The organism is Xanthobacter pseudotagetidis (assembly GCF_043194795.2).
GTDB lineage: Bacteria > Pseudomonadota > Alphaproteobacteria > Rhizobiales > Xanthobacteraceae > Xanthobacter > Xanthobacter tagetidis_A.
The window spans coordinates 4,557,488-4,579,565 of the sequence record NZ_CM195534.1 but is presented as its reverse complement, the minus strand read 5'-3'; the positions used below and the strand labels follow the sequence as shown (position 1 = coordinate 4,579,565).

Genomic DNA, 22,078 nt, shown 5'->3' with positions numbered 1-22,078 from the left:
GCCCAATCCGCGCCGCCCCGGCTTGCGCCATTTCAGCCCGCGCCGCCATGACCGGAGACCAGCCGTGACCCGTTCCCCCTCCACCGAGAAGGCCCGCGCCGAGAAGGCGCAGATCGACCGGGAGCTCGACCTGGCGCTGGAGCAGAGCTTCCCGGCGAGCGACCCGCCCTCGCCCGTCCGCGACGCGTCGGCCGAGAAGGCCGCCGACGCCGAGGAGGATGCCGCCGCGCGCGCGGAGGCCGGGCGCCGCGACCGGCAGCTCGATGAGGCGCTGGAGGAGACCTTCCCCGCCAGCGACGCGCCCGCCGTCACCCAGCCCTATGGCGGCGAGACGCCCAAGACCTGAACGCCCAAGACCTGAATGCTCAAGACCTGAGCCTCACCCGGCCCGGGCCCGGACGCCCCGCTCACGGCCGCGGCTTCTGGGCGCGCGGGCGGCCGGGGCCGTCCTCGGGCGCGGGGATGAACTCGTCGTGGTCCATGGGGATGAGGTCGAACCGGCCGCGCCGCCAGGCGTCCTTGGCCTGGTCGATGCGGTCGAGGTCGGACGAGACGAAGTTCCACCAGATGTAGCGCGGCCCCTCCATGGGCTCGCCGCCGAGCACCATCACCCGCGCCGGCTCCAGCGCCTTGACGGAGGTGGCGACGCCGCGCCGGATCACCAGCATCTGGCCCGCCGGAAAGCGGGTTCCGTCCACCTCCACCGCGCCGCCCAAGGTGAAGAGCGCGCGGTCCTCGTGCGTGGGGTCGATGGGCAGCCGCGCGCCGGGCGCCATCTGCGCCTCCACATAGAAGGAGGGCGAGGCGAGGGGTACCGGCGAGGTGGCGCCGAAGGCCGAGCCCAGCACCACGCGGGCGCGCAGGCCGCCATCCTCCACCACCGGCAGCGCCTCGGTGCCGGAATGGTGGAAGCCGGGGGCGCATTCCTCGTCGTCCCTCGGCAGCGCGACCCAGCTCTGGATGCCGAACAGCGGCCCCCCGCGCGCCTTCACCGTGGCGTCGTGGCGCTCGGAATGGACGATGCCGCGCCCGGCGGTCATGAGGTTCACCGCGCCCGGCTCGATCACCCGCTCGGTGCCGAGGCTGTCGCGATGGATCATGGAGCCCTCGAACAGGTAGGTCACGGTCGAGAGCCCGATATGGGGATGCGGGCGCACGTCCTCCGCCTGGCGGGCGTCGAAGCGCACCGGCCCCATGCGGTCGAAGAAGATGAAGGGTCCGATCATCTGCCCCTCGACGGACGGCAGCACGCGCGCCACCTCCATGCCGCCGATGTCGCGGGCGCGGGGGATGATCACGGTCTCCACGGCGGCGCAGCTCGCCGCGTCTCCGGGCACGGGGTCGGGGCAGGGAACGAAGCTCAAGGCAAACCTCCTCGCGGACGCGCCGCGGGCAGAGCCTACCGCGTCCGGACGGCGGGCGCGGCATGCGCCCCCATCAACATGAAGTCATCGTCCAGGCGCAAGGCTCCTGCGCGAACGGCGATGGCGGCAGCCTTGCCAGCCGGGTGCGCCTGGACCACAAGCGTGGCGGCGGATCGCGCGCCGGCGCCGCGGGCGGCCGGCAGGCGTGACCGGGGCAAGGAGAACCGCATCGTGCTCGACATCCAGCAGCAGACCTATATCGAGGCGCGGCTTGCCAATGAGGGGCCGAGCCCCGCGCTGGCCTATTTCTTCTGGCTGTTCCTCGGCATCGTCTCCGCGCACCGCTTCTATCTCGGCCGCACGGGCACGGCGATCCTCCAGATCGTCTCCTATTTCTTCGTGATCGGCGTCTTCTGGTTCCTGCTGGATGCCTTCCTGCTGCCGGGCCTGGTGCGCGAGCGCCAGAACGAAGTCCGGCGCCGCCTCGCGGCCGAGCTCCTGGGCCAGAGCGCGCCGGTGGCGCCGCGGGCGTGAGCCGCGCTCCGGGCGCGTCCTCAGGCGTGCCCGGCCTCCGATGAGAGCATGCCGGGGTCGATGCCGAGCTTGCGCAAAGCGAGGTCGTATTTCGTCTCCGTGCTGCCGCCGAACACCAGGTCGAAGTCGGCCGCGCAATGGAGCCAGCCATTGGCCTGGATCTCCATCTCCAGCTGCCCCGGCGCCCAGCCGGCATAGCCGAGCGCCAGCACCGCGCTCTTCGGCCCGTGGCCGCCGGCGATGGCCTTGAGGATGTCGAGCGTCGCCGTCAGGCAGATGTCGTCGTCGATGGGCAGGGTGGAATTCTCGATGAAATAGTCCGCCGAGTGCAGCACGAAGCCGCGCCCGGTCTCCACCGGGCCGCCGCGCAGCACCCGGATCCCCTCCGCGCGCTTGGGCAGCAGGATGCGGTCCGAGGCCGGCACCACGTCCAGCTGCACCAGAAGCTCGGCGAAGTCGATGTGGCTCGCCGGCTGGTTGACGACGATGCCCATGGCGCCCTCCGCCGAGTGGGCGCACAGATAGATGAGCGTGCGGGCGAACTGCTCGTCGCGCATGGCCGGCATGGCGATGAGCATCTGGCCGTCGAGGAAGTTCGGATCCCCTTCCGACGATCCGGGCCTGGAGATATCGATCATGGGGGAAGGCTACCGTGCCGCGCCCCTTTTGGGAATGCGCCACGTCCGCCATGTGTGCTTCCACGCGCGCTTCGCGCGGGGCCCGGGGCCTTCCGGCGCCGTCCGCGGGCGGCGGCGTCACGGGCTTGTGCTCACGGCGCCTTTGCGCGTGGCGCCGGAAGAGGCTACGCCGCTTGGCCATGATCTGCGCAGGCCTCCGCCCGTCCCGCTCCGTGCTTCCGGCGCTCGGCGCCGTGCTGGCGGCGCTGCTTCCGCTTCCCGCCGCGGCAGGCGAGAGCGCGCCGGTGGCGGTGCAGGGCGCCGAGGTGCGGCTGATCGCCGGATCGGTCACCGGCGAGGTGGCCCAGGCGGGCCTGGACGTCAGGCTCGCGCCGCACTGGAAGACCTACTGGCGCTATCCGGGCGATGCCGGCGTGCCGCCGCAGATCGACTGGGCCGGCTCCCACAACGTGCTCGGGGTGGAGATGGCGTGGCCGGCGCCGCGTCGCTTCGCCGACGGGGCGGGGGTCTATTCCATCGGCTACAAGGGCAACGTGCTGTTTCCGCTGGCGGTGCGGCTCGCCGATCCGAAGGCGCCGGCGCGGCTCCATCTCAAGCTCGATTTCGCCGTCTGCGAGGCGCTGTGCCTGCCGGCCCAGGCGGAATTCTCGCTCGTCATCGACGGCAAGGACGCGGCCGGCGTCGATGCCCGCATCGCCCAGGCGCGCGCATTGGTGCCCCAGGCGGCGGCGCTCGGCGGCGCCGAGGCGCCGGCGGTGACCTCGGTCGCCCTCGACCGCTCCAAGAGCCCCGCCGAGCTGGTGGTGGAGGCCCGCGTCGCCAACCCCAAGGCCGACCTCTTCGTGGAAGGGCCGGACCCGCGCTGGGCGCTGCCGCTGCCGCAGAAGACCGCGTTGCCCGACGGCAAGGCGCGCTTCGTGCTGGCGGTGGACGGTCTGCCGCCCAATGCCGGCATCGAGGGCGCGCGCCTCACCTTCACGCTCGTGGACGCGCCGCGGTCGGTGGCCGTGGAGCACGTGATCCCGCCGCCCTGAGCGCCGGTGCCGCAACGGATGTCGGCGCTTTCCTCCTCCGGAAAACTACGTATTGTCGCGCGGCGGCCGAACCCGCCGCAATCCATCGGAGCGCCCCATGCCCATCTCGGTCGGTGATACCCTTCCTTCCGCCACCTTTCGCCTGATGACGGCCGACGGCCCGGTGCCGAAGAGCGGCGACGAGATCTTCAAGGGCAAGAAGGTCGTGCTGTTCGCGGTGCCCGGCGCCTTCACGCCCACCTGCCACAAGAACCACCTGCCGGGCTATCTGGCCGAGGCCGAGGCCATCAAGGCCAAGGGCGTCGACACCATCGCCGTGGTGTCGGTGAACGACCCCTTCGTCATGGGCGCCTGGGAGAAGGCGACCGGCGCGGACGGCAAGATCGTGTTCCTGGCCGATCCCGACGCCGCCTTCGCCAAGGCGCTCGACCTCACCTTCGACGGCTCGGCCGCCGGCCTCGGCGTGCGCTCCAAGCGCTTCGCGATGCTGGTGGAGGACGGGGTGGTGAAGGTGCTGAACATCGAGGACGTGCCCTCCAAGGCCGACGTCTCCAGCGCCGCCGCCATGCTCGGCGCGCTCTGAGGCGCGGTCCGGCTCAGGGGCGGCTGCGCGAGACGCCTCGCCGACCCGCGCCGGAGGGCCGGGCGCCATAGGCGATGACCCGCCGGGCTTTCAGGCGCTCACCGCCTCCGCTCTCACTACCGTCATCCCCCGGCCTGTCCGGGGGCCACGCGGCGGTTGGGCCGGCGCTTCATTTTCGACCGCCCGCAGGCGGCAGGGTGGATGCGCCGGACAAGCCGGGGCATGACGGTGCTTTTCCGGTTGCCTTGGTGCCACTGCCGCCGCCGCCCCACCCCCCGCCGTCGCCCTCCGGCTCGACCGGTGGGTCCAGGAACGTCGGCCGCGGACGCCACCCCAGGCGCATGGATGCTCCGATCAAGTCGGAGCATGACGGCGGTTTGGGTTTCAGCGTCCTGTCATTTCTGTCACCGCCGTCATCCCCCGGCTTGTCCGGGGGATCCACGTCGCGGACGGGAGGGCGGTTTCGGCGTTTCGCGCGGCCGGCACGGGGCTGGCGTGGATGCCCCGGACAAGCCGGGGCATGACGGCGCGCAAGGGCGGCGGCGCCGGGGCGGGCCGACCCTCAGGCGATGATGTCGGGGAACAGCTCGTCCTCGACCTGGCTGATGCGGTCCTTCAGCTGCAGCTTGCGCTTCTTCAGCCGCTGCACCTGGAGCACGTCGGAACCCGCCACCGCGGTCAGCGCCTCGATCGCCGCGTCGAGATCGCGATGCTCCTGCCTGAGGCGCTCCAGAAGGGCCTTGAGGTCCCGCTCCTGCTCACGATCATCCTGGCTCGTCATGCCCTCATCCGTCGCCCAGCGGCGCATCGCCGCATCCTGATACCTTTGACGGCGGTGCGCCGACTCGACCGGGCGCCGCACCCTGGAAGTCTTCCCGACTATGGCACGGGCGTGCCGCACCGCAAGGCGGCGCTTCGTCCGGGGGTGGGATCAGGCCGCCGGCAGGCTCTCGCCGCCCTCGACGATGCGCCCGTCCACCACCCGGACCTGCCGGTCGGCGCGCGCCGCCAAGGCGAGATCGTGGGTGACGATCACCACCGCCCGCCGCTCCGCGTCCACCAGATGGCGCAGGATGGCGAACACCTGCTCGGTGGAGTGGGTGTCGAGGTTGCCGGTGGGCTCGTCGGCGAGCAGCACGGCGGGGTCGTTGGCGAGCGCGCGGGCGATGGCGACGCGCTGGCGCTGGCCGCCGGAGAGCTGGTCCGGGCGCTTGCCCGCATGGGCTTCGAGGCCGAGCGCCGCCAGCAGCGCCAGGCCACGCGCCGCCATGGCCTCGCCCTTCAGCCGGCCGAGCGCGCGCATGGGCAGCAGCACGTTCTCCAGCGCCGTGAACTCCGGCAGCAGGAAGTGGAACTGGAACACGAAGCCGAGCTTCTCCAGCCGGATCGCGGCGCGCGCGTCCTCGGAGAGCCGGCTCGTCGCCTGCCCCTCCACATAGACCTCGCCGGTGGTGGGCAGGTCCAGCAGGCCGAGCAGATAGAGCAGCGACGACTTGCCGGAGCCGGAGGGCCCGGTGATGGCCATGAAGGTGCCGGGCGCGACCGAAAGGCTGGCTTCCGAGATCAGCGTCGCCGGCACCTCGCCGGCGATCACCCGGCCGAGATTCTCGGCGCGGATCAGAGGCGGCGCGCTCACGAGGCGCCCCTGATGATGTCCACCGGCTGGAGCGAGGCGGCCTTGCGCGCCGGCAGGTAGGCCGCGACCAGCGAGGCCGAGAGCGCCACCGCCCCGGCGAGCGCGTAATGGAGCGGCGAATAATGGATCGGCAGGTGGGTGGCATCCATGAACGGGCTCTTGATCGCCACCTGCCCCATGGCGAGGGAGAGGGCGTAGCCGAGGGCGAAGCCGAGCGCCGTGCCGGTCAGTCCGATCACCAGCCCCTCCAGCACGAAGATGGCGCGCACCAGGGCCTCGGTGAGGCCGAGCGACTTCAGGATGGCGATGTCGCGCGTCTTCTCGTGGGTGATGGTGGAGATGATGTTGTAGGTGCCGAACGAGGCCACCAGCAGGATCGCGCCCACCACCATGTACATGATGAGGTTGCGGATCTCGAAGGCGGAGAGCAGGTCCTCGTGCGCCTCCTGCCAGGACACCGACTTGTAGCCGGTCTCCGCCTCGATCCGCGCGGCGATCTCGCGCGCCGCCATCACGTCCTGCGCCTTCACGCGGATCTCGTTCACGAGCCCGGTCTGGCCGGCGAGGATCTGCGCCGTCTTCACCAGCACATAGGCCTGGCTGTCGTCGGCGGAGGCGACGCCGGTGTGGGAGAAGGCGACCACGGTGCACAGCAGCACCTGGCCGCTGCCGCCGGTGACCGACACCACGTTGCCCACCCGCGCGCCGATCTTGCCCGCGAGGCCGTCGCCGAGAATGATGGCGTTGGAGGCGCGGTAGAGGTCGGCGAGCGTGCCCTCGCGGATCTGCGTCGGCAGCTTGGACACCTCGCCCTCGCGCTTGGGGTCGATGCCGATCACGCTCGCGGTGCGGTCGCGGCCGGCGAAGCGCACCACCGCCTTGGCCTGCACCGAGGGCGCCACCGCCCCGTCCACCCAGCCCGAGATGGCGGCCATGATGGCGTAGGGGTTCTTGATGCCGGGCCGGATCGCCTTGGTGGTGAGGCCCTGGATGACGGCGGCGTCATAGGCCTCCTCGGCCGGCTGCGGCGAGGGATTGCGCCGCTCGTCGCTGACGAGGATGTGGGGCAGCGCGTCCACCAGCTGGGTGATGAAGTCGCGCTGCGAGCCCTCCATCAGCGCCGCCATCATCACCGAGAAGCCGACGCCGGTGGCGACGCCCAGGACGCCCACCAGCGTCTGCCGCGCCCGGCTGCGCACGTGGGTGAGGGCGATGGAGAGCGCGAGGCCGGCGCGGCCGCTCACGGCGCCGCCCCCTTCGGCGCGCCCTCCGTGCCGGTGGCCGCGCCCTGGTCGAGGATCGTGCGGCCGAGCACGCGCACCCGCTCGCCGTTGCGCATGTCGCCGGTGGCGGGGCTCGCCACCAGGTCCCCTTCCTTCAGCCCGGCCAGTACCTCCACCATGCGCGTGCCGCGCAGGCCGAGCCTCAGCTCGGTGCGCGCGAGGCGCCGCCCCTCGACGCGGAAGGCGACGTCGCCGATCAGCGCCTCGCCGGGCACCAGCAGCACGTTGTCGTGCTCGGCGACGACGATGTTCGCCTCCACGCTCATGCCGATCGAGAGCGGCGTGTCGTCGGGCAGCGAGAGGTAGACGCGGAAGGTCTTGTTGACCGGGTCGCCCTTGGGGGTGATCTCGGCAACCGTGGCGTCCAGCAGCTGGTCCTTGTAGCCGTCGTTGCGCAGCAGCACCTTCTGGCCCACCTTCACGCGCGGGATGTCGTCCTCGTTCACGTCGGCGACGATGCGCAGCGGCTTCGGCTCGCCGATCCAGAACAGGGTGGTGTCGCCGGTGGTGGCCAGCACCTCGCCGACCTCGCCGTCCTTGCGCAGCACCACGCCGTCCATGGGCGCGCGCAGCTTCAGCTCCTCGATCCGCTGCTTCTGCGCCTCGACGCGCGCCTCGTACTCGCGCAGCTGGGTCAGCACCTGCTCGTAGGTGGTCTGGCTCGCCACCTGCCGGTCCATGAGGCTCTTGGCGCGGGCGACATCGCCTTCGAGCCGGGCGCGGCGCGCCTCCATCTCGGCGAGCGTCGCCTGCTCCACGCTATCGTCGAGCTGGGCGAGCACGTCGCCCTGCTTCACCCGCCGGCCCTCGCAGTCGCAGATGGAGACGATGCGCTGGCGCTGGAGCGTCGACACCTTGGCCCAGCGGCGCGGCTCCACCACGCCGGTGGCATAGACGATCTCCGCCGCCGTGCCGCGCCGCACCTCCACCGCCCTCACTTCCGTCAGGTGGGTGAAGCGCCACGCCGCCACGCCCGCCGCGGCGACGAGGAGGACCAGCAGCACGCGAAGCCAGCTCCGGGCTTTCATGGGGTGGCGATGCTCCGCATTGGGTTCCTTCCTCAGAGCACGCGCCGTTCAGCTTGCAACGCAAGCTGAACGGACAACGCGTTCTCTATCATCAAGTGAGAGCGCGATTTACCGATCAAATTGATGCAATTTGATCGGATCGCGCTCTAGGGGGACGTCCAGAAGAAAGGTTCGAACCTCGGGTCTGTCCTTGCGCTCGCGCAATGGAGGAATTCGGCCATATCCCCCTTCAGGGATTGTGAAGGGCTTTGCTTGCTAATCGAAGATATGGGCGAAGGCACGTTTCGGTTTGAAACGAGATGCAACGGCTCCGGAGGTGCGGCATGGCCATGAGCGACCAGGAGAAGGCCGCCCGCGCGGAAGGCGCGCTGCTCGCCGCCGCCGCCCCGGACGTGGCGCGCGCCGCGCGCGCCTGGCTCGACCGGCTGGCGCACGAGCGCCGCCTCTCGCCCAAGACGCGCGAGGCCTATGCCCGCGACCTGTCCGTGGTGCTGGCGCGCCTCCGGGAGCATCTCGGCGCGCCGCCGCGCCTTGCCGAGCTTGCCGCCCTCGGGCCGGCGGACGTGCGCGCGGTGCTGGCCGCGCGCCGCGCCGACGGGGTGGCGCCGCGCACCCTGGTGCGCCTGCTCGCCGCCGCCCGCTCCTTTGCCCGCCACCTGGAGCGGGAAGGGGAGGGGCGGGTCGGCGCGCTCGCCGCCGTGCGCGCGCCCAAGGTGGGCAAGACCCTGCCGAAGCCGGTGAGCGTGGACGCCGCCCGCGCGCTCGCCGACCCCGCGACCCGCGCCGGGGAGGACCGCGCGCCCTGGGTCCTCGCCCGCGACGCCGCCGTGCTGGCGCTGCTCTACGGCGCGGGCCTGCGCATCTCGGAGGCGCTCTCCCTTACCCCGGCCATGATCGAGGGCGACGCGGACCAGGTCACCATCCTCGGCAAGGGCGGCAAGGCGCGCATGGTGCCGCTGATCGCCCCGGTGCGGGCGGCGATCGCCGACTACGCGGCGCTGTGCCCCTATGTCCTGGCGAAGGACGGCCCGCTGTTCCGGGGCGCCAAGGGGGCGAAGCTCTCGCCGCGCATCGTCCAGGCGGCGGTGGAGCGCATGCGCGGCGCCCTCGGCCTGCCGGCGAGCGCGACCCCCCATGCCCTGCGCCACTCCTTCGCGACCCACCTTCTGGCGCGCGGGGGCGACCTGCGCTCGATCCAGGAGCTGCTCGGCCACGCCTCGCTCTCCACCACCCAGATCTACACCCAGGTGGACCAGGCGGCGCTGATGACCGCCTACAAGGCGGCCCACCCGCGGGCGTGAGGAGAGCTGCCGGCGGGGGCGCGTGACGGCGACAGCGCCGCGGCCTGGAGCGCGCGCCGCCCAGCCGCCACCGCGGTTGAGCGGAAAGCGCGCTCTTTTTCTTGAAGCCAGAGGGCAATTCACCGGTCAAATCGAGCCGATTTGATCAGATCGCGCTCCAGTGTGCGAACAAGGCGGTCCCAAGCCGCCTCATCACCCGGCCGCCGCCTCACCCCATCCGCTCGAACCACTCCTCCTCGCTGATCACCTCCACCCCGAGCCCGCGCGCCTTCTCCAGCTTCGAGCCGGCGCCCGGCCCGGCCACCACCAGATCGGTCTTGGCGGAGACGGAGCCGGCCACCTTCGCGCCCAGGCGCTCGGCCATGGCCTTCGCCTCGTCGCGGGTCATGCGCTCCAGCGATCCGGTGAAGACCACGGTCTTGCCCGCCACAGGGCTTTGCGCCGCCACCTGCTCCAAAGGCTGGGGCTCCACCTGCGCCAGCAGCGCCGCCACCACGTCGCGGTTCTTCGGCTCGGCGAAGAATTCCACCACCGCCTCGGCCACCACGGCGCCGATGCCGTCGATGGCGGTCATCTCGGCCCAGGCCTCGTTGCCCTTGGGGTGCTCCTCCCCCGGCATGACCGCCGCGAGCGCCCCGTCGCGCAGGGCCTCCACGGTGCCGTAATGGCGCATCAGGCGCCGGGCGTTGGTCTCGCCCACATGGCGGATGCCGAGCGCGAACACGAAGCGGTCCACGGCGACGCGCCGCCGCGCCTCGATGCCGGCGAACAGGTTCCGGACCGAGGTCCTGCCCCAGCCGTCGCGGTTCTCCAGCCGCTGGAGGCCCTCGGCGTTGCGCGCCTCGAGCGTGAAGATGTCGGCGGGGGAGCGGATGAGGTTCCATTCATGGAGCGCGGCCACCTGCTTCTCCCCCAGCCCCTCGATGTCGAAGGCGTTGCGGGAGACGAAGTGGCGCAGCCGCTCCACCGCCTGCGCCGGGCAGATGAGGCCGCCGGTGCAGCGCCGCACCGCGTCCTCCTTGCCGGTCCTCGGGTCCACCTCGCGCACCGCGTGGGAGCCGCAGGCGGGGCAGGTGTGGGGGAAAAGGTAGGGCTTCGTGCCCGGCGGGCGATGCTCGACGAGCACCCGCACCACCTGCGGGATCACGTCGCCCGCCCGCTGCACCACCACCGTGTCGCCGACGCGGATGTCCTTGCGGGCGATCTCGTCCTCGTTGTGGAGCGTGGCCGAGGAGACCACCACCCCGCCGACCGTGACGGGGCGCAGCTTCGCCACCGGGGTGAGCGCCCCGGTGCGCCCCACCTGGATCTCGATCTCGTCGAGCACGGTGGTCGCCTGCTGGGCCGGGAACTTGTGCGCCAGCGCCCAGCGCGGCGAGCGCGAGACGAAGCCGAGCCTTCTCTGCAGGTCGAGCCGGTCCACCTTGTAGACCACGCCGTCGATGTCGTAGCCGAGCAGCGCCCGCTCCTGCTCGATCCGGCGGTAGTGGGCGATCAGCTCCGCCGCATTGGTGGCGCGGATGGTGAGCGGGTTGGTGGGAAAGCCCCAGCGCGCGAACGCCTCCACCATGCCGAGCTGGGTGTCCGCCGGCAGGAAGGAGGCCTCGCCCCAGGCATAGGCGAAGAAGTTCAGCGGCCGGGCGGCGGTGATCGACGGGTCGAGCTGGCGCAGCGAGCCGGCGGCGGCGTTGCGGGGGTTGGCGAAGACCTTTTCGCCCGCTTCCGCCTGCCGGGCATTGAGGGCCGCGAAGTCGGCGGCGGACATGTAGACCTCGCCGCGCACCTCCAGCACGTCCGGGACGGGATCTTGCGGGACTTGCGCGGGATCGGCCGGGATCTGGGCGGGAATGACGGCAATGGTGCGGACGTTGGCGGTCACGTCCTCGCCCTCCTGCCCGTCGCCGCGGGTGGCGGCCACCGCGAGGCGGCCGTTCTCGTAGCGCAACGAGCACGACAGCCCGTCGATCTTGGGCTCGCAGGTGAACGCCAGCTCGTCCTCGTCCTTGAGGTTCAGGAACCGGCGGACGCGCGCGACGAACTCCTCAACCTCCTGATCGGAAAAGGCATTCGCCAGCGAGAGCATGGGGATCGCATGGGTCACCTTGCCGAACTTCTCGGAGGGGGCGGCGCCCACGGTCTCCGACAGGCTGCCCTCGCCCTTCAGCTCCGGGAAGCGGGCCTCGATGTCCTCGTAGCGGCGGCGCAGGAGGTCGTATTCCGCGTCGCTGATCTCCGGCTCATCCTTTTGATAATAAAGGGAATCGTGGCGGCGAATCTCGTCCGCCAGCGCCGCGTGCTCGTTCGCGGCCTCGGACATCGTCAGCGCCGCCACGGCAACGGAGCGCGAGGCGGGGGCGGGTTGGGGCGCGGTCATGGCAGGTCCTCTGGTCCCCCTATGTGGCAAAGCCGGCCCGCCCCGGCAACTCGCTCCAGGCCGCCATCCTCCGCGAAAGTCCGGGCTGCAACGGCGTCGCTATTTTGTAAGATGTCCAAGCTAGGGCTAAGACACGATTCTTTCGCGCCGCGGCCCGGAAGGGCGGGCCAGACAGCCCGGGAGTCGGTACCAAGGGGGCAGGAATGCGCAGGATTATCAATATCTTCAGCGCGCTCGTCGCGGGCGGCATCCTCGCCGCTGGCCCGGCCTCGGCCCAGCCGGCGGACGACGCCGCCCTGATCGCGCGCGGCGCGTATCTCGCCAAGGCCGGCGACTGCATGCCCTGCCACTCGGCCGATCCCAAGTCGAAGCCCTTTGCCGGCGGGCTCGGGCTCAACACGCCGTTCGGCGTGATCTTCTCGCCCAACATCACCTCCGACCGCTCGACCGGCATCGGCGATTGGACCTACGACCAGTTCGTGAACGCGGTGCGCAACGGCATCCGCGCCGACGGCGCCTATCTCTACCCGGCCATGCCGTTCGACGCCTATACCGGCATCTCGGACGACGACATGAAGGCGCTGTGGGCCTATGTGCGGCAGATCCCGCCGATCCCCAACACGCCGCCGGAGAACGGCCTCGCCTTTCCCTTCAATGTCCGCCTCGGCATGCTGGCCTGGCGCGAATTGTTCTTCGACGAGAAGCGCTTCGCCCCCACAGCCGGCAAGAGCGAGGCGTGGAACCGCGGCGCCTACCTTGCCACCGCGCTCGGCCACTGCTCGGACTGCCACACCCCGCGCAACCTGATGGGCGCCACCAAGGCCAAGCACCTGTTCCAGGGCGCCGAGATCGACGGCTTCTGGGCTCCCGACATCGACACCGCGTCGCTGAAGAAGAACGGCTGGACCGACGACAGCCTCTCCGCCTTCTTCAAGAGCGGCTCGGCCACCGGCAAGACCTCGGTGTTCGGGCCGATGGCGGAGGTGGTGCACGATTCGCTCACCTTCCTCACCGACGCCGACCGCACCGCGCTCGTCACCTACCTGCTCGACGCCCCGCCGCCGCCGGACCGCCCGGCGCCGCAGGCGGCCTCGCCGCTGTCGCCGGCCGCCTATGCGCGCGGCTCGACGCTCTATGTGGACAATTGCATCGCCTGCCACCTCGACAAGGGCCTTGGGCGCGCCGGCACCATCCCGCCGCTCGCCGGCAACCCGGCCGTGGTGGCGGCCGAGCCCTACAATGTGATCATGGCGGTGCTCGGCGGCCTGCCGCCTGGCGGCACCTACGGGTCCATGCCCTCCTTCGCCGGCCGGCTCGACGACAGCCAGATCGCCGACCTCGCCAACTACGTGCGCACCTCCTGGGGCAATGCGGCGCCGGCCAACGTGACGGCCGGCATGGTCGCCGCCTGGCGCGCCACCGCCCACGTGCCGGACTACGGCACCCAGGCGGCCTCCGCCTTCTCCTGCCCGGACGTGGGCGGCGCGCCCGGCGCCGACGGCCCCGACCCGAAGGCGGTGGCCGCGCTCTCGTCCATGATGGCGGGGGGGCAGCGCTCCATCCCCATGATGGTGGACACCTACAAGGCCACCAATGCCGACGCCGGCAACGGCACCATCGTCGACGCGCTCACCGCCGCCTATTGCCCGGTGGTGGCCAAGAGCAAGGCGCCGGACTGGCAGAAGTACGCGGAGCTGCGCCGCTTCACGCTCCAGGCGGCGATGGAGGTGTCGCGCCGCACGGTGTCGGGCCCGGTGGACAGCCAGCCCATCATCTGGGCGCTGCCGGTGGGCGCCTCGCTGGTGGTGAAGGAGCCGGCCTCGCTCGCCGCGGCGCTGGCCTGCCCGGCGGACGACGGCAAGGCGGTGCCGGCCGACCTCTCGGCCGCCGCCGCGAAGGCGCTGGGCAAGCCCAAGCCGCCGGTCTCGGGATCGACCGCCTCCTCGCTCGCCACCACGCTTGCGGCGCAGGCACCGACGGCCAAGCGCGCCGACGTGGCGAACGCGCTCATCGTCGCCTATTGCCGCGTCGTGGCGGCGCTGCCGGCGACGTCGGTGGCGGAGCAGAACGCGCTGCTCAACGGCTTCGGCCAGCAGGTGGTGCAGGCGCTCCAGCTCCTGCCGCCGCCGAAGGTGGCGGCCGCCGCGCCCAAGTCCGGCAAGAAGTGAGCGCCGGCAAGACGTGAGCGCCGGCAAGACGTGAGAACCGGCAAGACGTGAGCGGCGGGGGCGCGCTCCGCGAGGCCTCAAACCGCCGTCATGCCCCGGCTCGTCCGGGGCATCCACCCGGCGGCGTGCCCCGCGCGCCGCAATCAGACGCCCGCCCAGCGGCGAAGTGAATCCCCCGGACAAGCCGGGGGATGACGGCAGGACCGATAGTGCACGGCGGGGGAAGCCAGCAGCGCGGCAGGGCAGGGCAAGGCAAGCGCGGCCGGCGGAGGGCATCACTTGCCCCGGCGGGGCGCCTTTTCGGACGCCAGGGAGCGGCGCAGGGCCTCGGTGATGTCGACGACGTTGCCGCCGGCGGCGGGCGCGGCTTCGGCCCTTGCCGCGGGCGCCTTGCGCGGGCGCCGCGCGGCGCGCTTTCGCGCCGCGATCAGGTCCAGGAGGCGGTCCTGCACCGGGTCCTTCACCAGCTGGTCGGACCAATCCAGCATCTGGCCGGAAATGAGCTTGCCGATCAGCGCCATGGCGTCGCGCGACGGGGCAGGGGCCCCCGCGAGGTCGGCGAAATAGGCGTCCTCTGGCCGCACCTCGTTGCCGAAATGCAGGGTCCACAGCACCATGCCCCGGCCCTCGGGCCGCAGCAGCACCGCGCGCTCGCGGCCATAGAGCACGAGGCGGGAGACCGCGGCGGTGGCGGTGGCCGCCATGGCGTCGCGGATGACGCAGAACGCCTCCTCGCCCACCGTGTCGGCCGGGGTCAGGAAATGGGGCCGGTCGTACCAGATCCAGCCGATGCTGCCGGCGTCGACGAAGCGCTCGATATCGATGGTGCGGGTGCTTTCAAGCCGCACGGCGTCGAGGTCGGCGTCCTCGAGCGTGACGTAGGCGTCCTCGTCCACCGGGTAGCCCTTGACCGTGTCGTCCTCGTCCACCGGCTTTCCGGTCACGGCGTCGACGTAGCGGGCCGCGACGCGGTCGCCGGTCTTGCGGTTGACGGTGTGGAAGCGAACCTGGCCGGCGCCGCTGGTGGCGGGCGTCATGGCCACGGGGCAGGTGACGAGGGAGAGCTTGAGATACCCGGTCCAGAAGGCGCGCGCCGCCATGGTGTGACCCTCCGTCCCTCGGGCCGCGCGGCGCGCGGGCCGCCGGCCCCGATACGTGAGCCCCGCCGCCGGGGCAGGCCCTTTGATCGTCAACGGGTTACAGGAGGGCTGGTTCCGCGCTCAGCGGCGCTCGTTCAGCTCCGCCTCGTCGAGGGCGCGCGCTTCGTCCGCCAGCATGATGGGGATGCCGTCGCGGATGGGATAGGCGAGGCGGGCCGGGCGGGAGATCAGCTCCTGGCGCGCGCGGTCGTATTCCAGCGGCGCCTTGGTGAGCGGGCAGACCAGGATTTCCAGGAGCTTGGGGTCCACGTCCTGGCCGGAGCGCGGGGGAATGGCCATGTGTCTCAACCTTGGTCCTGCAGCCGTGAGGCGGGTCGCCGGCACCATAGCCGCCGCGCGCCCGCCCTTCACGCGGTTTTTTCGCCGCCCGAGCCCGGGATGAATCTCCCGCGCGGTGGATGCCGCGGCATGGGGGGAGAGATCCGGCGGGGCCAGGGCGGCTTCAGCCCTTCAGGAGCGCCCCCAGCTCGCCCACGAACCGGTCCGCTTCCGCCGCCGTCAGGCACAGCGGCGGTCGCACCTTCAGGGTGTGGCCGAGCGGGCCGGCGGCGCCGATGAGGATGCCCCGTTCGCGCAGGCCGTTGATGAGGCGGCCCGCCGCCTCGGGGTCGGCGCGGCCGTCCGCCGCCGAGACGATGTCGATGCCGAGATAGAGCCCGGCGCCGCGCACCTCGCCGATGGCCGGGCAGGCGGGGCGCAGCGCCGCCAGTCGCTCGGCGATATGCGCGCCCACCGCCCGCGCATTCTCCATCAGGCCATCCTCGGCGAGCGCGTCGAGCACCGCGCGCCCGGCGGCGCAGGCCACCGGATTGCCGCCGAAGGTGTTGAAATAGCCGAAGGCGCCGGCGAACTGCGCCAGCAGGTCCGGCCGCGTCACCACCCCGCCGAGGGCGATGCCGTTGCCCATGGGCTTGCCCAGGGTGACGATGTCGGGCACCACGCCATGGCGCGCGAAGCCCCACATGTGGGTGCCGGTGCGGCCGAAGCCCGGCTGCACCTCGTCGGCGATGAACAGCCCGCCCGCCCGCCGCGCCGCCGCCACCGCCGACGCCAGCAGGCCCGGCGGGTCGGCATGGACCCCGTCGGAGGAGAAGATGGTGTCCACCAGCAGCGCCGCGAAGGCATGCCCGTCGGCCTCCAGCGCGGCGACGGCGTCGGCGACGGCGTGGGCGAAGCCGCCCGCCACGTCCGCTCCGTAATGAGCGGGATGGGGTGGCGGCACGGCGCGCACGAAGGCCGGTGGCCCGCCTTTCTTGTAGGAGGAGGGCGAGACCTCGGTCACGGCGGCGGTGTTGCCGTGATAGGCCGTCTCGGTGACCACCACGCCGATGCCGGAGGTCGCGAGCCGGGCGAGGCGCAGGGCGAGGTCGTTGCTCTCCGATCCGGTGCAGGTGAGGGCGACCTGGGTGAGCGGCGCCGGGAAGTGCGCGAGCAGCCGCTCGGCATAGTGGTCGACCACGTCGATGATATAGCGCGAATGGATGTTGAGGCGGCCCACCTGGTCGCGCACCGCCTCCACCACCTTCGGGTGGCCATGCCCCACCGAGGGGACGTTGTTGTAGAGGTCGAGATATTGCGTCCCGTCCGAGGCGGTCAGCGTCGCTCCGCGCGCGCCCACCACATGCAGCGGCCGGTCGTAGAACAGAACCGAGGTGGCGCCGAAGCTGCGCCGGCGGCGCGTCACCATCTGGTCCAGCGCTGCGGGCAGCGCCGCGCCGCCCCCTGGCGCGAAGGCGTTGAGGGCGAGGATTTCCTTCTTCCCGTTCGATCCCATGGCCTTCGTCTCCGGGCCTTCTTCTCCAGGCCCACCTTTTTGGCCGGGGCCTTCCTCAGCCGTGCCGGCCGAGGAAGGCCTCCGCGAGGGCGAGCGTTCCGTGCGTGTAGGGGATGCCCATGGCCTGCGCGGTCGGCGTCTCGGCGTGGGAGGCGATCCAGGCGGTGAGGAGGATGCGCCGGAGCATCACGTAGAGGTCGAGCTGGCCGTCCGCCTCGGCCCCGAGCGGGGCCTGCGCGCGGTAGCCGTCGAGCCAGGCCGCGCGCAGCGCCGGCACGTAGGGCTCGTGCTCGATGAAGGAGATGGCGGCGGCGAAGTCGTAGAGGAACCAGGAGAAGCCGCAGTCGTCGAAGTCGATGAGCGCGAGCCGGTCGCCCTCCACCAGCAGGTTGGCGAGGCGCAGGTCCGCATGGATGAGGCCGAAATTCTCCGGCGCCTCCAAGGGCGCGAGCCGGCGCTGGAGCACCTGCGCCGTGCGCTCCAGCAGCGCGCGGCCCGGCGCGTCGAGCCCGAGGCCGGCGCGGAAGTCGCCCCAGAGCGGCGCCGCGCCGAGCGTGCTCTCGAAGTTCCACACCTTGCGGGAAAAGCCCTCCGGCCGCGCCCAGCGCCGGGAATGGGCGTGGAGGCGCGCATGGATGGCGCCGAGCTCGCGGAACCAGCCGTCCAGCCGGTCGCTCTCCTGCGGCTCCCGGCCGGGGAAGAACTCGAACGCCACCACGTGGCGCGTGGTGGAGCCGTCCGTCAGGTCGGCGATGAGCCCGCCGTCCTTCAGCGGCACCGGTCGCGGCGTCGCGACCACGCCCTCGGCCCTGAGCGCGGCGATCCAGGCGAGCTCGGAGGCGATCTCGGCGCGGGTGTGGTAGCCCGGCCGGTGGACGCGGAACACGAGGTCGCCCTGCCCGGTGCCGGTGGCGCGGAAGGTGGCGTTCTCGGAGATGGTGAGCAGCTCCAGCCGCGTGTCCGGCGCCACGTCCCACAGGGGCAGCGCCGCGCCGAGCCCGTGCTGGACGCGCGCCAGGAAGGCGTCGTCATACAGCACGGCCGGCCTCCGGGCGGGGCGTGCCGTTCCGTTTCCGCGCGGGGGTCCGCGTGTCCATCCTCGCTCCTTCACAAGATCGGTCCGGCGATGCACTCTTGGGCATGCCCAATATCGCGCCAGAGCGCGGGGCTGCACAAGAACCGGCCGGCGGGAAAGAGGAGCATCGCATGCTGAAGGCGCTCGAGGGGCGGACGGTGGTGGTCACGGGCGGCAGCAAGGGCATCGGCAAGGGCATCGCCCGCCGCTTCGGCGCCGCCGGGCTCAACGTGCTGGTGGTGGCGCGCCGCCTTGCCGACGCCGAGGCGGCGGCGGCGGAGATCGGCCCCAACGCCTCCGCCTTCGCCGCCGACGTGGCCGACCGGGCGGGGTGCGATGCCTTCGCCGCCGCGGCGCTGGAGCGCTACGGGCGGCTCGACATCCTGTGCGCCAATGCCGGCATCTTCCCGGCCGCCCGGCTCGACGCCATGACGGACGAGGACTTCGACCGGGTGATCGGCACCAACCTGAAGGGCACCTTCCATTCGGTGGCGGCGGTGCTGCCGGCCATGAAGGCGGCGCGCTGGGGGCGCATCGTCGTCACCTCCTCCATCACCGGGCCGATCACCGGCTATCCCGGCTGGGCGCACTACGGCGCCTCGAAGGCCGGGCAACTGGGCTTCATCCGCACCGCCTGCCTGGAACTGGCGCCGTTCGGCATCACCGTGAACGCGGTGCTGCCCGGCAACATCCGCACCGAGGGCCTCGACGGGCTCGGCGCCGACTATCTGGAGAAGATGGAGGCTTCCATCCCGCTGAAGCGGCTCGGCAGCGTCGACGACATCGCCAACGCCGCCTTGTTCTTCGCCTCCGAGGAGGCGGCCTACATCACCGGCCAGACGCTGGTGATCGACGGCGGGCAGGTGCTGCCGGAATCCCTCATGGCGCTGGAGGAGATGGGGAGCGCGGGGTAGGGGGAAGCCGCAAGGGCAAAAGCACGCCCGATGCGGCCAGTGTTCTTCATCGCGGCGGAGATGACGGAAGCCTGACAGTGATATCCCCGGCCAATAACGCTCCCGCCGAAGGCTGCTCAACCAAGTCGGTGGCTGCGGTTCCGGGCAAGCCGAAAGGCGTGGCGGACTGGGCGGGACCGCCGAGGCCAACGGCGCGCGGCTGTGGTTCCTGCTGGACTATGGGGCGGTGTCCGACATCGCTGCGGCGGGCGTCTTCACATGGTCGCTGATGGACAGCGAGGACGACGGCAAGGTGAACCTCGGCAAGCGCGCCGCCGATGCCTGGGAGTGCGTGAACCAGTGCGTGAACGCCAACGGCGGGTGAAGGGGCGGGGGCAGGCTAACACCGCGTAAGTCCCGAACCGCTGCTCCTCAGCCGCCGTCATGCTCCGGCTTGACCGGAGCATCCACGCCCGCCTTCCAGCATCGCGTCCGGCCGCAGGATGGGCCCTCCGATCAAGTCGGAGGGCGACGGCGGTGAGAGGGGCCAGGACGGTGAAGAAGAGCCTGCGACAGCCCGCCCAACCGTCATGCTCCGGCTCGGTCGGGGCATCCACGCCCGCCTTCCAGCATCGCGCCTGGCCGCAGGATGGGCCCTCCGATCAAGTCGGAGGGCGACGGCGGCGAGAGGGGCAGGACGGTGGAGAAGAGCCTGCGACAGCCCGCCCAACCGTCATGCCCCGGCTCGGTCGGGGCATCCGCGTCCGCCTTCCAGCATCGCGCCCGGCCGCAGGATGGGCCCTCCGATCAAGTCGGAGGGCGACGGCGGCGAGAGGGGCAGGACGGTGGAGAAGAGCCTGCCGCAGCCCACCCAACCGTCATGCCCCGGCTCGGCCGGAGCATCCACGCGCCGCCGCTTGTCCAGCGTTCAGAAGCGGCGCGCCCCGGCTGCGGGCCGTGGCTGGCCGGGTCGAGCCCGGCCATGACAGGGTGGAGGCGGTCCGCGTTCTCCGAATGGCACCTGCTTCCGCCGGGGCCATGACGGTGCCTCAGCAGATTCGTGGCAGCTGGTCGCCCACCAGCATGTCCACCACCCGGGCGCCGCCGAACCGCGTCTCCATGACCACGCGGCCCGGCCGCCCGTCGCTCACCCGCCCGATCGCCGCCGCGTCCCGGCCCAGGGGATGCGCGCGCAGCGCGGCGAGGGCCGCCTCGGCGTCCTCGGGCGGCACCACGGCCACCAGCTTGCCCTCGTTGGCGAGATAGAGCGGGTCGAGGCCCAATATCTCGCAGAAGCCGGTCACCTCGGGGCGGATGGGAAGGTCCAGCTCGCGCACGGCGATGCCCACCCGGCTCGCCTCGGCGAGCTCGTTCAGCACCGCGGCGACGCCGCCGCGCGTCGCGTCGCGCATCATGCGCACGCCGGGGGCGGCGGCGATCAGGTCGGCGATCAGGCCGTGGAGCGCCGCGCAGTCGCTCGCGATGGCGGTCTCCAGCGCCAGGTCCCCGCGCGCATTGAGGATGGCGGCGCCGTGGTCGCCCAGCAGACCGTTCACCAGCACCACGTCGCCCGGCCGCGCCTTGTCGATGCCCATGTGGAGCCCGGCGCGCACCACGCCGATGCCGGTGGTGGTGACGAACAGCTTGTCGCACGCCCCGCGCGCCACCACCTTGGTGTCGCCGGTGGCGATGGCAATCCCCGCCGCTTGCGCCGCCCGCGCCATGGAGGCGGCGACGCGGCGCAGCACCTCCACCTGAAGCCCCTCCTCGACGATCACCGCGCAGGAGAGCGCCACCGGCACCGCCCCGCCCACGGCGAGGTCGTTGACGGTGCCGCATACGGCGAGCGTGCCGATGTCGCCGCCGGGGAAGAACAGCGGGTCCACCACGAAGCCGTCGGTGGTGAAGGCGAGCCGGTCGCCCTTCGCGGCGAGCGCGGCCAGGTCGAAGCGCGCCTGGTCCTCCGCCGCCGGCAAGGCGCCGTCCGTCGCCGCGAAGGCGGAGCGGAACACGCCGTCGATGAGGTCGCGCATGGCGCTGCCGCCGCCGCCATGGGCCAGCGTCACGCGCTCCGGCAACGCGCGGCGGGCGGGGGCGAACGGCGCGCTCACGCCGCCGCCCCCCGCACGCCGCCATACTGGTAATAGGCGGCGCAGGAGCCTTCCGAGGAGACCATGAGCGCGCCGAGCGGGGTTTCCGGCGTGCAGCCGGTGCCGAATTCCGGGCAGGCCCAGGGCTTCACCGCGCCGGTGAGCACCTCGCCGCAGCGGCACTGCGCCGGGTCCGCCACCTGTGCCTCGGCGAGGGCGAAGCGCTTCTCGGCGTCGAAGGCGGCGTAGGCTTCGCGCAGCCGCACGCCGGAGCCGGCGATGGCGCCGAGCCCGCGCCACTCGAAGCTCTCGCGCGGCTCGTAGACTTCGTTCACCGCCTTCAGCGCCGCCGGGTTGCCGGCGTCCGGCACCACGCGGGCGTACTGGTTCTCGATCCGCGCGCGCCCCGCCTCCATCTGCCGCAGCACCATCAGCAGGGACTGCAGCAGGTCGATGGGCTCGAAGCCCGCCACCACCAGCGGCTTGCCGAACTCCTCGGCGATGAAGCGGTAGGGCGCGGTGCCGATCACCATGGAGACGTGCCCCGGCCCGATGAAGCCGTCGATGCCGAAGTCCGGCTGCTCCAGGAGCGCCCGCAGGGTGGGGATGATGGTGATGTGGTTGCAGAACAGGGAGAAGTTGGAGGCGCCCTCGCGCGCGGCCCTGAGCACGGTGAGCGCCGTGGAGGGCATGGTGGTCTCGAAGCCGAGGCCGAAGAACACCACCTCGCGCTCCGGATTCCTCTTCGCCAGCGCCAGCGCGTCGAGCGGCGAATAGACCATGCGCACGTCCGCCCCCTCGGCCTTGGCCTGGAGCAGGCTCTTCCTGGAGCCCGGAACGCGCATGGCGTCGCCGAAGGTGGCGAAGATCACCTCGCCGCGCTCGGCGATGGCGACGCAGTCGTCCACCCGCCCCATGGGCAGCACGCACACCGGGCAGCCGGGGCCGTGCACGAACTCCACGAGGTCCGGCAGGAGCCCCTCGAGCCCGTAGCGGAAGATGGCGTGGGTGTGCCCGCCGCACACCTCCATGACCGCGAGCGGCTTCTCGCGCCCACGCTCCAGGCGTGCGCACACGGCGCCGATCTCCTTCACCAGAGCGGCGGCGAGGGCGGGATCGCGGAATTCGTCCACGTAGCGCATG

21 protein-coding genes are annotated in these 22,078 nt (G+C 72.0%); 8 read left to right on the top strand and 13 right to left on the bottom strand.

The window, feature by feature from the left end:
- Positions 1–64: 64 nt before the first annotated feature.
- Positions 65–346, top strand: a complete 282-nt coding sequence (locus V5F67_RS20915; protein ID WP_394017943.1) for a hypothetical protein — start codon at positions 65–67, stop codon at positions 344–346.
- A 61-nt stretch (positions 347–407) separates the two neighbouring features.
- Here the strand turns inward: V5F67_RS20915 and V5F67_RS20910 are convergent, their stop codons facing one another.
- Complete coding sequence (locus V5F67_RS20910; protein WP_394017942.1) at positions 408–1,364, bottom strand: pirin family protein; 957 nt, start codon at positions 1,362–1,364, stop codon at positions 408–410.
- Between the two features lie 162 nt (positions 1,365–1,526).
- On the opposite strand from V5F67_RS20910, the gene V5F67_RS20905 reads away from it, so the two are divergent.
- Positions 1,527–1,898, top strand: a complete 372-nt coding sequence (locus V5F67_RS20905; RefSeq protein ID WP_394017941.1) for a TM2 domain-containing protein — start codon at positions 1,527–1,529, stop codon at positions 1,896–1,898.
- 20 nt (positions 1,899–1,918) lie between these two features.
- Here the strand turns inward: V5F67_RS20905 and V5F67_RS20900 are convergent, their stop codons facing one another.
- On the bottom strand, positions 1,919–2,536 hold the full coding sequence (locus V5F67_RS20900) for a YqgE/AlgH family protein (RefSeq protein WP_394017940.1): 618 nt from the start codon (positions 2,534–2,536) through the stop codon (positions 1,919–1,921).
- 179 nt (positions 2,537–2,715) lie between these two features.
- Between V5F67_RS20900 and V5F67_RS20895 the strand changes: the two genes are divergently transcribed.
- On the top strand, positions 2,716–3,570 hold the full coding sequence (locus V5F67_RS20895; RefSeq protein WP_394018250.1) for a protein-disulfide reductase DsbD domain-containing protein: 855 nt from the start codon (positions 2,716–2,718) through the stop codon (positions 3,568–3,570).
- A gap of 97 nt (positions 3,571–3,667) precedes the next feature.
- On the top strand, positions 3,668–4,153 hold the full coding sequence (locus V5F67_RS20890) for a peroxiredoxin (protein WP_394017939.1): 486 nt from the start codon (positions 3,668–3,670) through the stop codon (positions 4,151–4,153).
- A 562-nt stretch (positions 4,154–4,715) separates the two neighbouring features.
- On the opposite strand, the gene V5F67_RS20885 is transcribed toward V5F67_RS20890, so the two are convergent.
- From V5F67_RS20885 to V5F67_RS20870, 4 genes are all read right to left on the bottom strand, one after another.
- Positions 4,716–4,934, bottom strand: coding sequence for a YdcH family protein (locus V5F67_RS20885; RefSeq protein ID WP_394017938.1), 219 nt, complete (start codon positions 4,932–4,934; stop codon positions 4,716–4,718).
- A gap of 150 nt (positions 4,935–5,084) precedes the next feature.
- Positions 5,085–5,789 carry an ABC transporter ATP-binding protein gene (locus V5F67_RS20880; RefSeq protein WP_394017937.1) on the bottom strand — a complete coding sequence of 235 codons (705 nt, stop codon included), beginning with the start codon at positions 5,787–5,789 and terminating at the stop codon, positions 5,085–5,087.
- Positions 5,786–7,033: an ABC transporter permease gene (locus V5F67_RS20875; RefSeq protein ID WP_394017936.1), complete on the bottom strand. Its 1,248-nt coding sequence runs from the start codon at positions 7,031–7,033 to the stop codon at positions 5,786–5,788. Before V5F67_RS20875 ends, V5F67_RS20880 begins: the two co-directional genes overlap by 4 nt.
- Positions 7,030–8,100 (bottom strand): efflux RND transporter periplasmic adaptor subunit, encoded by a 1,071-nt coding sequence (locus tag V5F67_RS20870; protein WP_394017935.1) that lies wholly within the window; start codon positions 8,098–8,100, stop codon positions 7,030–7,032. Before V5F67_RS20870 ends, V5F67_RS20875 begins: the two co-directional genes overlap by 4 nt.
- A gap of 323 nt (positions 8,101–8,423) precedes the next feature.
- Between V5F67_RS20870 and V5F67_RS20865 the strand changes: the two genes are divergently transcribed.
- Positions 8,424–9,401: a tyrosine recombinase XerC gene (locus V5F67_RS20865; RefSeq protein ID WP_394017934.1), complete on the top strand. Its 978-nt coding sequence runs from the start codon at positions 8,424–8,426 to the stop codon at positions 9,399–9,401.
- 208 nt (positions 9,402–9,609) lie between these two features.
- On the opposite strand, the gene ligA is transcribed toward V5F67_RS20865, so the two are convergent.
- A complete protein-coding gene (gene ligA, locus V5F67_RS20860) occupies positions 9,610–11,775 on the bottom strand; it encodes an NAD-dependent DNA ligase LigA (RefSeq protein WP_394017933.1) in 2,166 nt (721 codons plus the stop codon).
- A 203-nt stretch (positions 11,776–11,978) separates the two neighbouring features.
- Between ligA and V5F67_RS20855 the strand changes: the two genes are divergently transcribed.
- On the top strand, positions 11,979–13,943 hold the full coding sequence (locus V5F67_RS20855; RefSeq protein WP_394017932.1) for a c-type cytochrome: 1,965 nt from the start codon (positions 11,979–11,981) through the stop codon (positions 13,941–13,943).
- Between the two features lie 275 nt (positions 13,944–14,218).
- Here the strand turns inward: V5F67_RS20855 and ku are convergent, their stop codons facing one another.
- The 4 genes from ku to V5F67_RS20835 form a co-directional block, all read right to left on the bottom strand.
- Positions 14,219–15,043: a non-homologous end joining protein Ku gene (gene ku / locus V5F67_RS20850; protein ID WP_394017931.1), complete on the bottom strand. Its 825-nt coding sequence runs from the start codon at positions 15,041–15,043 to the stop codon at positions 14,219–14,221.
- A 120-nt stretch (positions 15,044–15,163) separates the two neighbouring features.
- Positions 15,164–15,382: a Trm112 family protein gene (locus V5F67_RS20845; protein WP_394017930.1), complete on the bottom strand. Its 219-nt coding sequence runs from the start codon at positions 15,380–15,382 to the stop codon at positions 15,164–15,166.
- Between the two features lie 163 nt (positions 15,383–15,545).
- Positions 15,546–16,877, bottom strand: coding sequence for an aspartate aminotransferase family protein (locus V5F67_RS20840; RefSeq protein ID WP_394017929.1), 1,332 nt, complete (start codon positions 16,875–16,877; stop codon positions 15,546–15,548).
- 55 nt (positions 16,878–16,932) lie between these two features.
- Positions 16,933–17,916, bottom strand: a complete 984-nt coding sequence (locus V5F67_RS20835) for a phosphotransferase enzyme family protein (RefSeq protein ID WP_394017928.1) — start codon at positions 17,914–17,916, stop codon at positions 16,933–16,935.
- 167 nt (positions 17,917–18,083) lie between these two features.
- Between V5F67_RS20835 and fabG the strand changes: the two genes are divergently transcribed.
- Both fabG and V5F67_RS20825 read left to right on the top strand, forming a co-directional pair.
- Positions 18,084–18,866, top strand: coding sequence for a 3-oxoacyl-ACP reductase FabG (gene fabG / locus V5F67_RS20830; RefSeq protein ID WP_394017927.1), 783 nt, complete (start codon positions 18,084–18,086; stop codon positions 18,864–18,866).
- A gap of 226 nt (positions 18,867–19,092) precedes the next feature.
- Positions 19,093–19,230 (top strand): hypothetical protein, encoded by a 138-nt coding sequence (locus V5F67_RS20825; RefSeq protein WP_394017926.1) that lies wholly within the window; start codon positions 19,093–19,095, stop codon positions 19,228–19,230.
- Between the two features lie 664 nt (positions 19,231–19,894).
- Here the strand turns inward: V5F67_RS20825 and hypE are convergent.
- Both hypE and hypD read right to left on the bottom strand, forming a co-directional pair.
- Entirely contained in the window at positions 19,895–20,956 is a 1,062-nt protein-coding gene (hypE, locus tag V5F67_RS20820) for a hydrogenase expression/formation protein HypE (RefSeq protein WP_394017925.1), read from the bottom strand.
- Positions 20,953–22,077: a hydrogenase formation protein HypD gene (hypD, locus tag V5F67_RS20815; protein ID WP_394017924.1), complete on the bottom strand. Its 1,125-nt coding sequence runs from the start codon at positions 22,075–22,077 to the stop codon at positions 20,953–20,955. Before hypD ends, hypE begins: the two co-directional genes overlap by 4 nt.
- Position 22,078: the final 1 nt, after the last annotated feature.